This is a genomic window from Mesorhizobium sp. M0276 (assembly GCF_040321755.1).
Lineage (GTDB): Bacteria > Pseudomonadota > Alphaproteobacteria > Rhizobiales > Rhizobiaceae > Mesorhizobium.
In genome coordinates this window covers 208,709-225,278 of sequence record NZ_JAMYSC010000002.1, presented here as the reverse complement: position 1 = coordinate 225,278, position 16,570 = coordinate 208,709, and the positions used below count along the sequence as shown (strand labels likewise).

Here is a 16,570-nt window from a genome sequence, read left to right as displayed (position 1 = left end):
CTGGAGACGACGCAGATGACCGCAATCTCACATACCGCCGCAGTTGCACTCCCCATCCCCTACGCATCCGATGAAAGGGGGTTGATTGCGCCCGCTGTACAGGCGCGCAAGGCGGGAACGAGGCGCCGCCTCGCCCTCGGACGGGCGATCCCCTTTGGCGCCATGATCGGGCCCGCACTGCTTCTCGTGATCTGGTCCATCGGCAGCGTCGCCGGTGTTATAGATCCAAGAACGCTGCCGGCCCCTTGGTCGGTTGTCGGCACTGCCATCGATCTCATCGCCACAGGCAAGCTCCAGGATCATTTGATGACGTCTGCCTGGCGGGCAGCACAGGGGCTGGTCTTCGGCGTACTGATCGGGACCGTGCTGGCTCTCATTTCAGGGTTGTCCCGGTTGGGCGAGGCGATCATTGACGGCCCGGTTCAGATCAAGCGAGCCATACCGACGCTGGCTCTGATCCCGCTGCTGATGCTCTGGTTCGGCATTGGCGAGGGCATGAAGGTGACGACTATCGCCTTGGCCGTACTGATCCCGATCTATGTCCAGACCCACAGCAGCTTGCGCGGCATAGACAACCGAATGTTGAACTGGCCCAGACCTTGCGAATGGGCTACGGCGAATTCATCCGCCAGGTCATCCTGCCAGGCGCCCTTCCAGGCTTTTTCCTCGGCCTGCGTTTCGCAGTGACCTATGCCTGGCTGTCGCTGGTCGTCGTCGAACAGGTTAATGCCACGAGCGGCATCGGCTACATGATCGATCTTGCACGCAACTATGGCCAGACTGACATCGTCATCGTCGGTCTTGCCGTCTACGCGTTGCTCGGTCTCGCCTCCGACGGCATCGTCCGCTTTTTTCAGGAAAGGTCTTTGTCATGGCGTCGCACTTTGGCGGATTGAGCGGCGCGCCCGCGGTGCGGGTCGAGAGCCTTGTGAGAAGGTTCGGGCCGCGAACCATCCTAGACGGCCTCAGTCTCGACATTGACAAGGGAGAGTTCGTCGCCCTTCTCGGCCGCAGCGGGTCGGGTAAGAGTACATTGTTGCGGGCGCTCGCCGATCTCGATGGCAAAGTCTCCGGGTCAGGCCGACTGGAAACACCCGATAAGAAATCGGTGGTGTTCCAGGATGCTCGGCTGTTGCCATGGAAACGGGTGCTTGAGAATGTCGTTCTTGGTCTCGGCCTGCCGGACGCCACCCAACGCGGGCGCGCAGCTCTCGAAGAGGTTGGCCTGAGCGGCCGTGAGACCGCATGGCCGGTCGAACTCTCTGGAGGCGAGCAGCAGCGTGTGGCATTAGCGCGCTCGCTTGTTCGTGATCCTGAACTGCTGCTGGCGGATGAGCCGTTCGGCGCGCTCGACGCGCTGACCCGCCTGCGCATGCACGATCTGCTGCGCCAGCTGTGTGCTCGTCACCAGCCGGCGGTCCTGCTGGTCACCCATGATGTGGACGAAGCCGTGACACTGGCGGACCGGGTATTAGTGCTCGACAACGGCGCGATCGCCGCCGACATCGCCGTCAATGTCACCAAACCACGCAATCATGGCGATCGCCGGTTCGGCGAGATCCGCTCCGAACTTCTGCGTCATCTCGGGGTCGAGACAGCGCCGGCTCTGCCAGTCTGAGGGCCTCAAGACTTCTCGCCCAATCACTACCCAGGAGACCAACACATGCCTGCCGAAAAACGACAGCTGAACCTCAACCTTTTCATCTATCCTGGCGGTCATCATGAAGCCGGCTGGCGCTACAAGGATTCCGCCCCCGAGAGAGTGCTGGACATCGCCTATTATCAGGAACTGGCGAAAAAGGCCGAGGCGAGCAAGTTCGACGCGCTGTTCTTTGCTGATGGGCCAGCACTCGCCGACAACATCCGCTACGCGAGCCGCTTCAGGCTGGAGCCGCTGACATGGATTTCGGCGCTCGCCGCGGTGACTGAAAGAATAGGCTTCATCGCGACCGCCTCGACCACCTACAACGAACCCTACAACCTGGCCCGGCTGTTTGCTTCTATCGATCATCTGAGCGGCGGGCGTGCCGGTTGGAACATCGTCACCACGGGCGACGCGTCGGCAGCGTTGAATTTCGGCTTTGACCGACATCCAACCCATGCCGACCGTTACGAGCGCGCCGGCGAATTCGTTGATGTGGTGACCAAGCTCTGGGACAGCTGGGAGGACGATGCGCTCGTCGCGGACAGGCAGTCCGGAATTTTTGCCGACACCGACAAGATCCACCCAATCAACCACATCGGCAAATATCATCGGGTAAAGGGACCGCTCACGCTTCCGCGCTCGCCGCAGGGGCGTCCGGTCTACGTCCAGGCGGGTTCGTCTGAAGACGGACGGTCATTCGCAAGCCGCTATGCCGAGGCGATATTCACAGCACATCAGACACTCGGCAACGCGCAGGAATTTTATGCTGACATCAAAGCGCGCGTGAAGTCGGTTGGCCGCAACCCTGACCATGTCAAGGTGTTGCCCGGTATCAGTCCCTTCATCGGTTCAACCGAGGCTGAAGCCCGGGCACTGCATGACGAGTTCAACGAGCTGACGCAGCCGGAATATTCTCTCGATCAGTTACGCCGCATCGTGGACGCCGACCTTTCCAGCTACGATCTGGACGGGCCATTTCCGCGCGAACTCATCAGTGTCGAGGGCGAGCGCGGTGCGAGCAGCCGCTTCCATGTCGTGCTCGATATCATCGAGCGCGAGAATCCGACCATCCGCCAGTTGCTCCACCGTCTCGCCGGCGCGCGCGGGCATTGGGTCCAGGCCGGGATGCCCGAACAGATCGCCGACAAGATCCAGGAATGGTTCGACAACGGTGCCGCGGACGGCTTCAATGTCATGCCGCCCTATCTGCAGGGCGGGTTCGACGTGTTCGCCGAGGAGGTTGTGCCGATCTTGCGAAGACGCGGACTATTCCGGCACGACTATGAGGGGGCAACGCTAAGAGACCATTTCGGTCTGCCCCGCCCGGAAAACACGTTCAGTCAGCCGCAAAAGGCGACCGCCTGAACTTACCTTCGCATCGAGCCTTCGACCTTGAAGCGATTCGATAACATCCTGCAGTCGATGTTGTTGGAACGAAATTCGAAACGGCAAAGTACGGTCGACAGTCCGGCCGAGACCGACGCCGGGCTTGTCTTCATCATCGCGCCTTGTCACCCAGCGCCAAGGCCGCCGAGGCGGCGCGGTCGGTATTGGCTCGTTTGCGCACTGCTCCGCAGTTTTTTCGTCCAAGCAAAATGCGATCAACAAAGTCTATCCAATTAGTAGAATATTCTTTGAGGGCCTAACCCCGACCCGGTACGCTCATCGACACTGGGCGTTCCCGACTGCGCTCCCTGAATTCGGGTGCAACGTGAGGCATGCTTCGTGCCGTGGATTCAAAAGACCTCAGCGACCATGGGAAGAGGAGTCCGATTGATGAATGCCTTCATACGATACGTTGCGAAGCTCGCGCTCGCCGGCAGCATTGCGTTGGGCGCCGCCACGGCAACTCATGCGGAAGACAAGATCGTCCGTATCGGGTTTCAGAAGTACGGCACACTCATTCTGCTGAAGACGAAGGGGTTGCTCGAGGAAAAACTGAAGCCGCAGGGCTACACGGTTGAATGGACCGAGTTTCCGGCTGGGCCGCAATTGCTTGAGGCACTCAATATCGGCTCCATCGATTTCGGCACGACCGGTGAGGCGCCGCCGATCTTCGCGCAGGCGGCCGGAGCACCGCTCGTCTATGTCGGCTACGAGCCCCCGGCGCCAGAAGCCGAGGCGATCCTGGTCCCCAAGGATAGCCCGCTCAAGACCGTCGCCGACCTGAAGGGAAAGAAGGTCGCGCTGAACAAAGGCTCGAATGTCCATTACCTTCTCGTCAAGGCACTGGAGAAAGCCGGGCTGGCCTATTCTGACGTGGAAGTCTCGTTCCTGCCGCCGGCCGACGCACGCGCTGCCTTCGAGAAGCAGGCTGTCGATGCCTGGGTGATCTGGGAGCCATTTCTGGCGGCCGCGGAAGCAGCTACCGGTGCCCGCCAATTGGCAAACGGCAGCGGCGTGGTGGACAACCACGAATTCTATCTCGCCTCGCGCGACTTCGTCGACACTCACCCCGACGTCGTCGACACCATCGTGGCATCCCTCGGCGAGATCGACACATGGATCAACGCCAATCGCGGCGATGTGGCCGAACAGTTTTCGCCGGCACTCGGCATTCCTGCCGACATTCTCGAAGTCGCAGTCCAGCGGCGCTCCTATGGCGTGAAACCGATCACACCGGAAGTGGTGGCCGCGCAGCAGAAGATCGCCGATGTGTTCCATGAACTCGGCCTGATCCCGACCGCGATCTCGATCGCCGATGCCGTGAGGAAGCCACAGTCGTGAACGTCGCCGCCGAGCTTTCTCCCGACCGCGTTAACGTGCTGTGGTTCCTGCCGACTCATGGAGACGGCAGGTACCTCGGCACAGCCACTGGCGGGCGCGCCACAGACCTGCCGTATCTGCGCCAAATCGCCCAGGCAGCCGACCAGCTCGGTTACTACGGCGTGCTGTTGCCCACGGGAAAAAGCTGCGAGGACTCCTGGATCGTCGCCTCGGCGATGCTGACCTCCACCGAGAAGCTGAAATTCCTGGTCGCGGTCAGGCCGGGGCTGCAGCCGCCGACGGTGGCGGGGCGCATGACCGCGACGCTCGACCGTCTGTCGAACGGCCGTCTACTGATTAACGTCGTCACCGGGGGTGACCCCGTCGAGAACAAGGGCGACGGCATTTTCGCGAGCCATGCCGACCGGTACGAGATCACCCGCGAGTTTCTGCATGCCTACAAGGCGCTGCTCGCCGGCGAGACGGTCAACACTTCGGGCAAGCACATCCGCCTGGAAGGCGGGCAGTTGCTGTTTCCGCCTGTTCAGGCGCCGCATCCACCGCTTTACTTCGGCGGCTCCTCGGAGGAAGGGATCGAAGTCGCCGCAGAGACGGTAGACAAATATCTGACCTGGGGCGAGCCGCCGGCGCTCGTGGCGGAGAAGATCGCGACGGTCAAAGCGGTAGCCCGGAAGCACGGGCGCAAGCTCAGCTTCGGCATTCGTTTGCACGTCATCGTCCGCGAGACGTCCGAGGAAGCCTGGGTGGCTGCCGACCGCCTCATAGCGCATCTCGACGACGAAACGATCGCCAAAGCGCAATCGGTGTTCTCGCGCATGGACTCTGTCGGACAGAGCCGGATGAGCGCGCTGCACGGTGGCCGCCGCGACAAGCTCGTCGTCAGCCCGAACCTGTGGGCAGGCGTCGGCCTCGTCCGCGGCGGCGCCGGGACCGCGCTGGTCGGCTCGGCCGAGGAAGTCGCGGCGCGGATGGAAGACTATCGGGCGATCGGCATCGATACTTTCATCCTCTCCGGCTACCCGCATCTCGAGGAGGCCTTCCGCTTCGCCGAGCTCGTCTTCCCCCTGCTTCCGCTCGCCCACGCACCGGAGAGGGCGAGTCTTTCCGTCAACACGGGTCCGTTCGGCGAGACCATCGCCAACGAGATCCGGCCGGCGGCCCGAAGGGCATCCTGACCGTGGCTCACCCGACGCAGCTTCGAAACGCAGGCGCAGCGGCACTGCAGATCCTCGCGTCCTGGGCCTTGCCGATCGGCATTGTGGTCGTATGGGAAATTGCTTCGCGCAGCGGAATAATGTCGACCCGCCTCCTGCCAGCTCCGAGCGCGGTGGCCACCGCTTTTTGGGAAAGCCTGCGCAATGGGACGCTTCTCACCCATGCCGCCATCTCGACGGAACGGGCGCTGAAGGGGCTTGCTATCGGCGGCAGTATCGGCTTCGTCCTCGGCGTTCTGGCCGGAATTTCGCGGCCGGCCGAGACGGTGTTCGACTCGTCGATGCAGATGCTGCGTAACGTGCCGCATCTGGCCATGATCCCACTCGTCATTCTTTGGTTTGGCATCGGTGAAGAAGCGAAGATCTTTCTCGTTGCGGTCGGAACAGCCTTTCCGATCTACCTGAATACGTTTCACGGCATCCGCACCGTCGACGTCAGGCTGATCGAAATGGCGCGCGTCTATGGGCTCGGCCGCCTGGCGCTGTTCTGGCGGGTGATCCTGCCGGGTGCGTTGCCGTCGATTCTTGTCGGCCTGCGCTTCTCGCTCGGCATCATGTGGCTGACGCTGATCGTCGCCGAGACGATCTCGGCCTCCTCGGGCATCGGCTACATGACAATGAATGCGCGGGAATTCCTGCAGACCGACATCGTTGTCCTCGGCATCATCGTCTACGCGCTGCTCGGCAAGCTCGCCGACGCGATCACCCGGCTGATCGAGGCTCGCGCTCTCGCCTGGCATCCGGCGTACCAACCCGCCGCCACCAGGGCAGCACCATGAGAGAAGTTGCAACCGCGCTCCGGCTGCGCGAAGGCGGCCCCACAGTATTCCAGGAAACGGATTCCGTCCTGGTTCGTACCAAGACGCTCCGCGAATTCGCAGAGCGTGGTCTTGAAGAGCGCTCAGCGAACGGAGAGGCCGTGCTGCTCGACGGCTTGTCCAAGTCGTTTGGAGAAAGGCGGGTGCTGTCCGAGTTCGGTCTGAGTATTCCGGCGGGGCAACTGCTGGCGATTGTCGGTCGCTCCGGCTGCGGCAAGTCCACGCTCCTTCGCCTGATCGCCGGCCTCGACCGCCCGACGAGCGGGACCGTCTCGGTCGGCGGCGCGGAGGTCCAATCGCTGCAGTCGAACGTCCGGCTGCTCTTCCAGGACGCGCGGCTTCTCCCTTGGCATCGCGTTCTCAGCAATGTCGGCATCGCACGGGCGTACGGCTGGCGCGAGACCGCCACGGCAGCGCTCGCCGATGTCGGACTTGCGGATCGGGCGAATGATTGGCCCGCGGTCTTGTCGGGCGGCCAGAGCCAGCGCGTCGCTCTTGCTCGTGCCCTGGTGAGCCGGCCCGGTGTTCTTCTCCTCGATGAGCCATTCGGTGCTCTTGACGCGCTGACGCGCATGGAGATGCACCGCCTGCTCGAGCGTATCTGGCGCGAGCACGGTTTCACGACGGTTCTCATCACTCACGATGTCGCCGAGGCGGTGGCCCTAGCCGACCGGGTGATTGTCATCCGCGATGGCGCCATAGCGCTCGACATTCCTGTCGATCTTCCTCGCCCTCGACGCGAGGCCGCGGACACGTCGGCAGTCGCCCTGCAAGCGCGAATTCTCGAAGAGGTATAGGCGCGGCATGCCTTCGATCAGTGCAGCGCTTCGGCGAAACAAGGAGATCGCAATGACGCACTGGGATCACGGATCAGAAGGCGAAGGCCAGACCGGCCGTGAGGCATCCGCACCGGATAGGGCAGATGTCCACAACGGCGGCCGCCGCCGGTTTCTTGGAGCGGCCGGAGGCGTCGCAGCGATAGCGGTTACAGGGTTACCTCCCCTCGCAGCCGTCGGCTCGGCCAGTGCGCATGCCGGCGAGGAGGAGACCGAGGCTCACCTTGTTTTCCGCAAACACGCCTATGTCGCGCGGAGCGCCGCGGCGGACACCGATTTCGCGGTGGCGGTTCCGCTGCATCCGGTCAATGGCGACGAGGAGAAGTATACGAACCTCATCGGTTCCGACACCCGCGGCCTGCCGCATGACGAACGCGGCGAAGTCGACCGACCAGCCTTCGACGCGACGCTGAAAGCCTACGCCTCGGGCGATCCGGTCGACTTCGAGGCGATACCGCTCGGCGGCAAGCGCAAGCAGCTCAATCCAATCGGTTCCCTCGCCGTGAATCTGACTGGCTGCATCGGCCCGCAGTTCGCGGTCCCGCCGGCACCTGCGCTCGACAGCGCGACGCGGGCCGGCGAGGCCGTCGAGCTCTATTGGCAGTCGATCCTGCGCGACGTTCCGCTGTCCGAGCTGACGGACGACACCAGCAATAAGGACGTGGTCGCCGCGGTCAACGAGTTGAGCAAGCTCGCCGCCTTCAACGGGCCGCGCACGAACGGAAGCATTACTCCACAGTCGCTGTTTCGTGGGACGGCGCTCTACGTCGACGCGGCCGATCCGTCAGGAAGAACCAGTCGCTATGTGACGCCGCCCAGACGCTCCATGGTCCCTACATCTCGCAATTCCTGCTCAAGGACGCTCCTTACGGCAGCCAGCTCATCCCCGCCCGCATTCGCACCGTCGCGGCCGGGAACGATTTCCTCACCGGCTACGACGAGTGGCTCGCCATCCAGAACGGCAATCCGCCCGCCAAGCCGACCAGCTTCGACCCGACGCCGCGCTACATCGCAACCGGCCGCGATCTCGCGGAATACGTCCACAACAATCCGGCCGCCTTCTGGTCGGCAGCCCTGCTCCTTGGTGTAGCACCCGACAAGACCAATCCGGACTATGGCGGTTTTGGAATCCCCTTCAGCAAATCCAATCCGTAAGTGAAGTCGAAGACGCAGACCGGCGGTTACGGCACGTTCGGCCTGCCCTACGCGCAGAGCCTGCTGCCGATCACCGCCTCGCTGGCCATCCGCGTTGCGTACTGGCAGAAGTTCTATGTCCACCGCACCCTACGGCCGGAAGCGTATGGCGGGCTGATCCATCACCGGATCGCCAACAAGGTGGACGTCTATCCGGTCCACAGCGACGTCCTGAACTCGGCTGCGTTGGCGCGAAGCGTCGGCAAGTTCGGCAGCCATCTCCTGTCGCACGTCTACCCCGAGGGCGCGCCGATCCACTCGAGCTATCCCGGCGGAGCCGCCCAGATCGCCGCGTCAAACGTGACGATCCTCAAGGCGCTCTTCGATGAGGACGCCGTGATTTCGAACCCGGTTCAGACTGATCCCAAGGATCCGACGAAACTCATCCCCTACCAGGGTGAGCCGCTCACTGTCGGAGGCGAGCTCAACAAGCTTGCCTGGAACTACGGCGTCGGCCGCGACTGGGCCGGCATCCATTGGCGCTCGGATTTCTCGGCGTCGCTGGCGCTCGGCGAAGAGCTCGCGATCAGCATTCTCCGCAACGAGCGGCAAACATATCGCGAGCCGTTCGAGGGGTTCAGATTCACCCGTTTCGACGGCACCAAGGCGGAGGTTTAGTCACCCGATGCCAGTGGTTGTGCAAGATAGTGTTGCAGGACGAACCGTGCCTGCCGTGCCGTCGGCCCGGGGAACCGACGCGATCCGATCATCGAGCCCGACGCACTACCATCGTTCGCCGCGTTCCGCTTGCTTGACGTGCGCGAACCCGCGGCATTCGAAGCGGATCATCCGGCCAATGCCCTCCGGGTGCCGATCGAAGCATGGGAGGCCGCGGCGAAGTCGGGCGAGACCTCCTTTGAGAACGTCACCTACTGGGAGCAGGCGATCACCGATCTCGGCGTCGGCGGCCCACGGCCCGCTGTGATCTAATGACGACGGGCGCATGACGGAGGCCGCCCGCGTCTGGTTCATCCTGCAATATTTCGGGGCAGAGGCGCTCATCGTGAATGGGGGATGGCCTGCCATCCGCGGACAGAGGGAACTGCTTGCGCAGGCAAGCGGACTTTCAGGTCCGACGACATTCCAGGCTCGACCGGGATCGGGATCGGTCGGGCTCGTTGACCGGCAGACGCTGAAGGCCGACCTGGACGGCGTCAGGCTTCTCGACGCTCGGACCGCGGACGAGTTCGCCGGCACGGATCTGCGGCGCAAATCACGGGGCGGCCATTTGCCCGGCGCGCGGTTGCTTCCGCATGAGAGCCTGCTCGACGATGGCCGCCTGAAGTCAGCCGGCGACCTTCGCAATCTTCTCTCCGACGCCGGGTTCCGGGCCGGACGTCACCTGGTCACCCATTGCGACGGTGGTGGCCGCGCGGCACTCGCGGCCGCCGCCGCGGTCCGGGCAGGATATGACGATGTCCGCGCCTACTATCTGAGCTTCGCCGACTGGGCGAAGGACGAGAGCTGCCCGGTCGTACTGGACCCGCAAACCCGGTGACCGCCATGACAACCCCCACCGTCGTCGGCTTCTCAGGCAATCTCACGCGGCCATCCAAGACGCGCGGTTTCGTCGAGCATTTCGTCAGGGAGATTGCGCATCGGCACGGCCTTGCGGCGGTGACCTTCGATCTGGACGATGTCGGCCCATCGCTCGGGACGGCGCGTTGGTCGCGCGACCTCGACGACACAGGCCGAAGGGTGCTTGATGCGGTCGTCTCGGCCGAGGTGCTCGTCGTCGGCTCGCCCACGTACAAGGGCAGCTACACCGGCCTGTTCAAGCATTTCTTCGACCTCGTCGATCCGGCTGCCTTGCGCGGTAAGCCGGTACTTCTGACCGCGACCGGCGGCGGTGAGCGCCATGCACTGATGATCGAACATCAGCTCAGGCCTCTCTTTGCCTTCTTCGAAGCGCTCGTCTTGCCGACCGCCGTTTATGCGACGGACAAGGACTTTCTGGATGGTGCGCTTGCCTCTGAGGCCATTCGCAAGCGCGGCGAACAGGCGATCGACGATGCGAGCTCTCTCCTGATCTCCCGCCGACGCAGCGTCGAACGCGCTTCTTTAACCTGACGACTATTCGAAAAATCCTGACGACTATTCGAAAAATCGATTCTTGGGACGTGCCAGACCAAGATTTTCGCGGAGCGTCGACCCCTCGTATTCGCGCCGGAACAGCCCGCGCCGTTGAAGTTCCGGCACCACCGTGTCGACGACATCGTCGAGCCCGGCTGGCAAGAACGGGAACATCACGTTGAACCCGTCGGCCCCCTCCTCGACGAGCCATTCTTCCATCTGATCGGCTATCGCTTTTGCTGTGCCGACAAACGCCAGGCCGGAATAGCCTCCCAGACGTTGGGCAAGCTGCCTGACGTTCAGGTTTTCCCGGCGAGCAAGCTCGATTACGCGTTCGCGCCCGCTTTTGCTGGCATTGGTCTCCGGAATGTCCGGCAGCGGCCCATCCAGATCGAAATTGGACGCATCGTGGCCTATCGCAATGGAAAGCGAGGCGATCCCGCTTTCATAGTAGACCAGGCTGTCGAGCGTGGCCCGCTTGGCACGGGCTTCCTCGACCGTGTCCCCGACGATCACAAAGGCGCCGGGCAATATCTTGATCTGATCACGAGCACGTCCTGCTTGTTCCGCCCGGCTTTTCACGTCTGCATAAAAACGTTGACCGGCCGCCAGATTCGCATGTGCGGCGAAAACTACCTCGGCCGTCTCGGCGGCAAGCTGCCGCCCCGCCTCCGATGCACCCGCCTGGACGATCACCGGCCAGCCTTGAGGCGGCCGAGCGATGTTGAGCGGCCCGCGCACCGCGAGTTGCGGTCCCTTGTGATCAAGGACATGCAATTTGGCCGGATCGAAGTAGAGGCCGCTTTGCTGATCGCGAACAAATGCATCGTCTGCGAAACTGTCCCAGAGACCGGTCACCACGTCGTAGAACTCACGAGCGCGGCGATAGCGTTCGCCATGCTCGACGTGATCCTCCAGCCCGAAATTCAGTGCAGCATCCGGGTTGGACGTCGTCACGATGTTCCAGCCGGCCCGTCCGCCGCTGATGTGGTCCAGCGACGCAAAGCGCCGGGCGACGTGGTAGGGCGCATCAAAGGTCGTGGAGGCGGTAGCTACCAGCCCGATGTGGTCGGTGACCGCCGCTAACGCCGACAGCAACGTGAATGGCTCGAACGAGGTGACGGTATGGCTCCGCTTCAGAGCCTCGATGGGCATATTGAGCACGGCCAGATGGTCCGCCATGAAGAACGCATCGAACTTGGCGGCTTCGAGCGTCTGCGCGAAACGCTTCAGGTGAGCGAAATTGAAGTTCGCATCCGGGAAGGCGCCGGGGTAACGCCAGGCACCCGTATGGAGACTGACGGGGCGCATGAACGCGCCGAGCCGCAATTGCCGTTTCTGTGTTATGGAAATGAGATCCTGGACAAATGCTCAGGCGATAGGGGATGTCGCACGCATGGATCGACCTTCACCTGCCTGACGCATAATTTCCACTCACCCGTTTCGCCGCCGCCTCGGCGGTCGCCATATCCCGTGCGCGCAGGAAGACGCTCTCCATCCGCCAATGTTCGTTGGTGTAGCGGGGGTCGTGTGCCCATTCGTCCCAGCCATGATTGCGGCGGAATTCGCCGAGCAGGCCGGAAGCCAGGATCTCGTCCTTGTCGACTGGAGTGGCGTTTTCACAATCGGGCGCGACGTAGATCGCGTCTCCCCGACAGTAGAGCTCGCACATGAAGCAGGTCTGGCAGTCCTCCTGCCGGGCGATGTGCGGCACATTGCCGGAGACGATTTCGAGCACGTTGGTCGGGCAGACTTCGACGCAGGCGTTGCAACCCGTGCAACGCTCGGCGATGACGAGTTCGATCATGATGCGAGTTCCAATGCGTGGCCGTAATCTGATCTCGTCCAGACCTTGTCCAGGCCGCCAACGAGGATGCGCCGGTCGAAGCGGGGATCCGTCTCCGGCCGATCGTCGCGCTGGTGCATGCCGCGGCTTTCGTCACGCGCCAGCGCCGACGCGGCACACCAGCGTGCCGTGGCCAGCATGGCCGCAGTTTCTCGAGTTCTCAACAGACCGCCGCCAACACCCTCTGCGTGCGCATCAAACTCCGCCCAGGCACCCTCAAGTACCTCAGCGGAGTGCCGAGCTTTTCCCCGCTGCGGAAGATGTTCTTGTCGTAAGGCTGCATCTCACTCTGAATGGCGGACAGCGTCGGACCAAGGTCGACGTCACGCCGCGCGGCGGCCGGGCGGAGGCCTGCTTGCCCGATGGCGCGCCCGTCCGACGCGGAACCGTTGGCCGCGACATGGCGCGCCGCACCCTGCCCGGCCCATTGGCCTGACGACACCGCCCAGGCAGAATTGACGTTACCGCCGCCTGAAATCGCACCGGCAACCAGTTCACGCGTCGCCGCGTCGCCTGCCGCATAAAGGCCGGGAACCGAAGTCGCACAATCCTCGCCGACAATGCGCAGCCCGCCGATGCCGCGGATCGTCCCTTCCCCATGCAAGGTCACTTCGAACCGGTCCTTGTATGGGTCGATGCCCCAGCGCCGGAACGGCAGCATGAAATTGGGCGAGATCGTCGGCACCTGCGCGCGGATATCCTCCGGCGTGCGGGCGAGATCGCAGAAGACGCGGCCCTTCAGCATGGCCCGCGCCAGTGGCCGTGTCGTCTCCGGCCCCGGCGGCATCGGAATGACTGCACCGTCCTCGTCGTAATAGGTGGCGAAGGCGTAGGACATCGAGCGTGTCATCGTCGAGCGCACCGGCGCGACGGTATAGTAGGTGGTGAACTCCATCCCAGAGAGTTCGGCGCCGGCTTCCGCCGCCATCAAATAGCCGTCGCCCGTATTGGTGTGCGAGCCAAGCAGGCGCGACAGGAACGAAGTGCCGCCGGTGGCGATCACGACCGCGCCGGCATTGACCTGCCAGTCGCCACCCGCCTGCCGCCGGATGCCGCGCGAGCCTGACACCGAGCCATCGGAACGCTGCAGCAGCTCCAGCGCCGGGCTGTGGTCGAGGACCGTCACGCCAAGACTGTCGACCAATTTGCGCAGAGCACGCATGTATTCCGGGCCGCGCAAGGCACGATACTGCTTCACGCCGTTCTCATCCGTGGAGAAGTCGTAGAAGCGTTCGAGTGTCGGAAGGCTCTCCCAGGTCCGCGCCAGGATGCGCGCCATCCATTCCGGATCGTTCAGGCCCGCCCCTGTCCTTCTCCTGTTGCGGATGGCCGTATCGCGCAATTCGGGAGGGTCTGGCGGTATCCACCAATGGCCGGGTCCGGCCGTCGCCGTGACGCCGCTGGTGCCGCAATAGCCCTTGTCGACCAGTATGACGGAAGCGCCCGTGCGCCGCGCCGCCGAGGCTGCCCAGGTTCCGGCAAGCCCGCCGCCGATGACCAGCACGTCGGCGGTCAGTTCGAGAGTCTCGCCGCTCGATCTGCTCATCGTCCAACACCCTCAAGCATTGCCATGAGTGCCATGGCGCACGCCCAGCCAGTCGAGAAGGCTGCCGCGTATCCTGGCGAAGACTGGATCGGCGACGTCGCGCGGACGGGCCAAGTCGATCCGTTCCTCATGCGCGATGATCCCATCCTTCATGACCAGAACCCGGTCTGCGAGAAGCACCGCTTCCTCGACGTCATGGGTGACCAGCAAGATGGCGCAGCCATGCCGCTGCCAGAGTTCACCGACCAGATCCTGCGCCTTGATCCGCGTCAGGGCATCAAGCGCGGCAAAGGGTTCGTCGAGAAGCAGCAAGTCGGGTTCGCGCACCAGCGCGCGGGCCAGCGACTTGCGCTGCGCCTCGCCGCCCGACAGCACCTTCGGCCACACGTCGGCGCGGTGGCCGATGCCGACCTCGTCGAGTGCCGCCAGTGCGCGCGTCCTGTCGGGTCGCCCCGGCAAGCCGAGCACGACATTGCGCCACACCTTCTTCCACGGCATCAGCCGCGGCGCCTGGAAGGCGACGGCGCGGCGCACCGGCACTTCCACCTCGCCGAGGATTTCGCGGTCGAGATTGGCGAGGATGCGCAGCAGCGTGCTCTTGCCGCAGCCGCTGGCGCCGAGCAGCGCCACGAACTCGCCCGGCGCGATGTCGACATCGAGGCTCTTCAAGACCTCGCGATCGCCGAAGCGGCGCGAGAGGCCGCGAACCCTGACTGCAGGCAGCGGCGCTTTCGGCTTTTTCGGGGCGGACGTCGCGGCCGCCTCAACCACGTTCACGTTCCGCTGAAAGCTGGCCGCCATGCGAGAAACACCTTTTCTAGAGTGCGGACGGTGAAATCGACGCCAAGGCCGAGCAAGGCATAGACGACGAGACACACGACGATGACGTCGGTCTGGAACATCTCCCGCGCATTGGCCATCAGATAGCCGATGCCGGCAGTGGCGTTGACCTGCTCGCCGAAGACCAGCGCCAGCCAGGCGATGCCGAGCGAGTAGCGCAAGCCGACCAGCGCGCTCGGCAGCCCGCCCGGCAGCACCACGTGACGGATCATCGCGGCGCGGGACAGGCCAAGCGTGCGACCGGCCTCGATCAGCGTCGAATCGACGTTGCGGATGCCGGCATAGACGTTGAGATAGAGCGGAAAGGCGGTGCCGAGCGCGATCAGCGCAATCTTCGGCGCCTCGCCGATGCCGAACCAGATGATCAGCAAGGGGATCAGCGCGACATTGGGCACGGTGCGCAGCATCTGCATCGTGGCGTCGACCAGATCCTCGCCGAGCCGAAACAGTCCGGCGAGGACAGCGAGCGTCACGCCAATTGTGCCTCCGATCGCCAGGCCCGCCAGGGCGCGGCTGAGCGAGATGACCATCGCATCCTGCAGCTCGCCGGTCTCAATGAGCTTGGCGGCGCTGCCGATCACCGTGGACGGACCGGCAAGCACCTCGCCCGGCAGCACGCCGGTTTGCGACGCGACATGCCAAAGCAGGACCAGAAGCACGGGGCCTGACAGACGCCGCAACCAGCGCGGCATTCCCTGCCCGGCGGAGGACGCCGGCTCGATGCGCTGCCGCGCCGGCGAAGCGTCGGATCTCGCGGTCTGCTCCGCCGGCCGCCTTTCAGCAGCGCCCGGCGGAATGGTAATCGTGGTTATCGAACTCATCGGCTGCTCCTTCGAACCGGCGTCAGTTCGTCGGCAAGCCGCGGTAGACGTAGTCGGCGAGATTGACGTCGCCGCTCAGAACGCCGGCTTCCTTCCAGGTCTCGAAAACGTTCTGGAGTGAAGCGACGAAAGCGTCGTCGATCGGCGTGCGCTCGAAAGCGGCCTCGTCCGGATAAAGGCTCTCGACCGTCGCCTTGTCCTGTTTCGTGAAGGCCGCGTAATAGTCGAGATAAGCCTCCTTGTTCTCCTTCGACCATTTGTAGGCACGATCGGTGCGGGCCGAGAAATCGGCAATCGCAGCCACCTTTGCCGGATCCGACAGCGCCTTGTCCGTGGCGCTAAGCACGCCATTGCCGGTATTGATGCCGGGGCCATCGATCAGCACGGTGGCCTTCAACGTTCCGATCGAGCGCGCCTTGTAGATTCCCCAGGTTGCCCATGCGTCGATGCTGCCGGCCTGGAAGGCGGCGCTGGCATCGGATGGGTTGAGGAAGGCAAGCTTCACATCGTCCTGGGCAAGGCCGGCTTTCTTCAGCACGCCGAGCACGAGGTAGTGCGCGACGCTGCCGCGCGTCGTCGGCGAAATGGTCTTGCCCTTGAGGTCCTGGATGGTCTTGATCGGGCTATTGGCGGGGATGATCAACGAGCTGCCGAGACCGCCGTTCGACCAGCTGGCGACGATCTTGATCTTGGAACCGCCGGCAATTGCGCTGACCGTCGGCGAATCCGCCGCCGACCCGATGTCGACGGCATCCGCCTTCAGCGCCTCATGCAGATTGACGGCGGCTGCAAAGACCGACCACTCAATCTGATAGGGGACGTCGTCGAGCAAGCCGGCCGCTTCGAATTTCGCCCTGGTGGCGCCGGTCTGGTCGCCGACGCGCAGAACGACCTTGCTGAGATCTTCGGCGGCGAGAGCCGGCAGCGCTGTGAGGCTGGCAATTGCGGCCAGCCCGCCTAAGAGGAGATTGAACATGCGGCGGGAGACGATGGTCATGGCAGGGTTCACT

18 protein-coding genes and 1 pseudogene are annotated in these 16,570 nt (G+C 63.7%); 12 read left to right on the top strand and 7 right to left on the bottom strand.

All coding sequences use genetic code 11. The annotated features are described in order from the left end of the window. The first annotated feature begins 15 nt into the window (after positions 1 to 15). The 12 genes and pseudogenes from NKJ01_RS02730 to msuE all read left to right on the top strand — a co-directional run bounded on the left by NKJ01_RS02730 (position 16) and on the right by msuE (position 10,504). Positions 16 to 896: pseudogene (locus NKJ01_RS02730) on the top strand (ABC transporter permease). Beyond that, positions 872 to 1,618, top strand: a complete 747-nt coding sequence (locus NKJ01_RS02725; RefSeq protein WP_352725845.1) for an ABC transporter ATP-binding protein — start codon at positions 872 to 874, stop codon at positions 1,616 to 1,618. The pseudogene NKJ01_RS02730 and the gene NKJ01_RS02725 overlap by 25 nt, the downstream one beginning before the upstream one ends. 45 nt (positions 1,619 to 1,663) lie before the next feature. Further along, positions 1,664 to 3,010, top strand: a complete 1,347-nt coding sequence (locus tag NKJ01_RS02720) for an LLM class flavin-dependent oxidoreductase (RefSeq protein WP_352725843.1) — start codon at positions 1,664 to 1,666, stop codon at positions 3,008 to 3,010. A gap of 411 nt (positions 3,011 to 3,421) precedes the next feature. Then, a complete protein-coding gene (locus tag NKJ01_RS02715; protein ID WP_352725841.1) occupies positions 3,422 to 4,372 on the top strand; it encodes a sulfonate ABC transporter substrate-binding protein in 951 nt (316 codons plus the stop codon). Further along, positions 4,369 to 5,547 carry an FMNH2-dependent alkanesulfonate monooxygenase gene (ssuD, locus tag NKJ01_RS02710; protein ID WP_352725839.1) on the top strand — a complete coding sequence of 393 codons (1,179 nt, stop codon included), beginning with the start codon at positions 4,369 to 4,371 and terminating at the stop codon, positions 5,545 to 5,547. Before NKJ01_RS02715 ends, ssuD begins: the two co-directional genes overlap by 4 nt. Positions 5,548 to 5,549: 2 nt before the next feature. Further along, a complete protein-coding gene (gene ssuC, locus NKJ01_RS02705; RefSeq protein WP_352725837.1) occupies positions 5,550 to 6,365 on the top strand; it encodes an aliphatic sulfonate ABC transporter permease SsuC in 816 nt (271 codons plus the stop codon). 140 nt (positions 6,366 to 6,505) lie between these two features. Next, positions 6,506 to 7,201, top strand: coding sequence for an ATP-binding cassette domain-containing protein (locus tag NKJ01_RS02700; RefSeq protein ID WP_502905841.1), 696 nt, complete (start codon positions 6,506 to 6,508; stop codon positions 7,199 to 7,201). Positions 7,202 to 7,253: 52 nt separating this feature from the next. Next, on the top strand, positions 7,254 to 8,330 hold the full coding sequence (locus NKJ01_RS02695) for a hypothetical protein (RefSeq protein ID WP_352725833.1): 1,077 nt from the start codon (positions 7,254 to 7,256) through the stop codon (positions 8,328 to 8,330). A gap of 65 nt (positions 8,331 to 8,395) precedes the next feature. After that, complete coding sequence (locus NKJ01_RS02690; protein WP_352725831.1) at positions 8,396 to 9,052, top strand: vanadium-dependent haloperoxidase; 657 nt, start codon at positions 8,396 to 8,398, stop codon at positions 9,050 to 9,052. A gap of 129 nt (positions 9,053 to 9,181) precedes the next feature. Continuing rightward, positions 9,182 to 9,364 carry a rhodanese-like domain-containing protein gene (locus NKJ01_RS02685; protein ID WP_352725829.1) on the top strand — a complete coding sequence of 61 codons (183 nt, stop codon included), beginning with the start codon at positions 9,182 to 9,184 and terminating at the stop codon, positions 9,362 to 9,364. Positions 9,365 to 9,377: 13 nt separating this feature from the next. Continuing rightward, positions 9,378 to 9,932: a sulfurtransferase gene (locus NKJ01_RS02680; protein WP_352725827.1), complete on the top strand. Its 555-nt coding sequence runs from the start codon at positions 9,378 to 9,380 to the stop codon at positions 9,930 to 9,932. 5 nt (positions 9,933 to 9,937) lie between these two features. Then, positions 9,938 to 10,504 (top strand): FMN reductase, encoded by a 567-nt coding sequence (gene msuE / locus NKJ01_RS02675; protein WP_352725825.1) that lies wholly within the window; start codon positions 9,938 to 9,940, stop codon positions 10,502 to 10,504. Positions 10,505 to 10,528: 24 nt separating this feature from the next. Here msuE and NKJ01_RS02670 read toward each other — a convergent pair whose 3' ends face one another. From NKJ01_RS02670 to NKJ01_RS02640, 7 genes are all read right to left on the bottom strand, one after another. Continuing rightward, positions 10,529 to 11,854, bottom strand: a complete 1,326-nt coding sequence (locus NKJ01_RS02670; protein WP_352726031.1) for an LLM class flavin-dependent oxidoreductase — start codon at positions 11,852 to 11,854, stop codon at positions 10,529 to 10,531. A 61-nt stretch (positions 11,855 to 11,915) separates the two neighbouring features. Next, positions 11,916 to 12,314 (bottom strand): 4Fe-4S binding protein, encoded by a 399-nt coding sequence (locus NKJ01_RS02665; RefSeq protein WP_352725823.1) that lies wholly within the window; start codon positions 12,312 to 12,314, stop codon positions 11,916 to 11,918. Next, positions 12,311 to 12,493: a hypothetical protein gene (locus NKJ01_RS02660; protein WP_352725821.1), complete on the bottom strand. Its 183-nt coding sequence runs from the start codon at positions 12,491 to 12,493 to the stop codon at positions 12,311 to 12,313. Before NKJ01_RS02660 ends, NKJ01_RS02665 begins: the two co-directional genes overlap by 4 nt. A gap of 20 nt (positions 12,494 to 12,513) precedes the next feature. Further along, entirely contained in the window at positions 12,514 to 13,899 is a 1,386-nt protein-coding gene (locus tag NKJ01_RS02655) for an FAD-dependent oxidoreductase (RefSeq protein WP_352725819.1), read from the bottom strand. Between the two features lie 12 nt (positions 13,900 to 13,911). Next, a complete protein-coding gene (locus NKJ01_RS02650) occupies positions 13,912 to 14,700 on the bottom strand; it encodes an ABC transporter ATP-binding protein (protein WP_352725817.1) in 789 nt (262 codons plus the stop codon). Continuing rightward, complete coding sequence (locus NKJ01_RS02645; RefSeq protein WP_352725815.1) at positions 14,673 to 15,560, bottom strand: ABC transporter permease subunit; 888 nt, start codon at positions 15,558 to 15,560, stop codon at positions 14,673 to 14,675. Before NKJ01_RS02645 ends, NKJ01_RS02650 begins: the two co-directional genes overlap by 28 nt. A gap of 22 nt (positions 15,561 to 15,582) precedes the next feature. Next, the gene (locus NKJ01_RS02640; protein WP_352725813.1) at positions 15,583 to 16,557 is read right to left on the bottom strand and encodes an ABC transporter substrate-binding protein; all 975 of its coding nucleotides are present in this window, start codon (positions 16,555 to 16,557) and stop codon (positions 15,583 to 15,585) included. Positions 16,558 to 16,570: the final 13 nt, after the last annotated feature.

Excerpts from the sequence above, each read along its gene's own strand:
- NKJ01_RS02715 (WP_352725841.1), top strand. The coding sequence starts at position 3,422 with ATGAATGCCTTCATACGATACGTTGCGAAGCTCGCGCTCGCCGGCAGC.
- msuE (WP_352725825.1), top strand. The coding sequence starts at position 9,938 with ATGACAACCCCCACCGTCGTCGGCTTCTCAGGCAATCTCACGCGGCCA.
- NKJ01_RS02640 (WP_352725813.1), bottom strand. The coding sequence starts at position 16,557 with ATGACCATCGTCTCCCGCCGCATGTTCAATCTCCTCTTAGGCGGGCTG.
- NKJ01_RS02725 (WP_352725845.1), top strand. The coding sequence starts at position 872 with ATGGCGTCGCACTTTGGCGGATTGAGCGGCGCGCCCGCGGTGCGGGTC.
- NKJ01_RS02645 (WP_352725815.1), bottom strand. The coding sequence starts at position 15,560 with ATGAGTTCGATAACCACGATTACCATTCCGCCGGGCGCTGCTGAAAGG.
- NKJ01_RS02650 (WP_352725817.1), bottom strand. The coding sequence starts at position 14,700 with ATGGCGGCCAGCTTTCAGCGGAACGTGAACGTGGTTGAGGCGGCCGCG.
- NKJ01_RS02665 (WP_352725823.1), bottom strand. The coding sequence starts at position 12,314 with ATGATCGAACTCGTCATCGCCGAGCGTTGCACGGGTTGCAACGCCTGC.
- NKJ01_RS02660 (WP_352725821.1), bottom strand. The coding sequence starts at position 12,493 with ATGCTGGCCACGGCACGCTGGTGTGCCGCGTCGGCGCTGGCGCGTGAC.
- NKJ01_RS02655 (WP_352725819.1), bottom strand. The coding sequence starts at position 13,899 with ATGAGCAGATCGAGCGGCGAGACTCTCGAACTGACCGCCGACGTGCTG.
- NKJ01_RS02720 (WP_352725843.1), top strand. The coding sequence starts at position 1,664 with ATGCCTGCCGAAAAACGACAGCTGAACCTCAACCTTTTCATCTATCCT.
- NKJ01_RS02680 (WP_352725827.1), top strand. The coding sequence starts at position 9,378 with ATGACGGAGGCCGCCCGCGTCTGGTTCATCCTGCAATATTTCGGGGCA.
- NKJ01_RS02695 (WP_352725833.1), top strand. The coding sequence starts at position 7,254 with ATGACGCACTGGGATCACGGATCAGAAGGCGAAGGCCAGACCGGCCGT.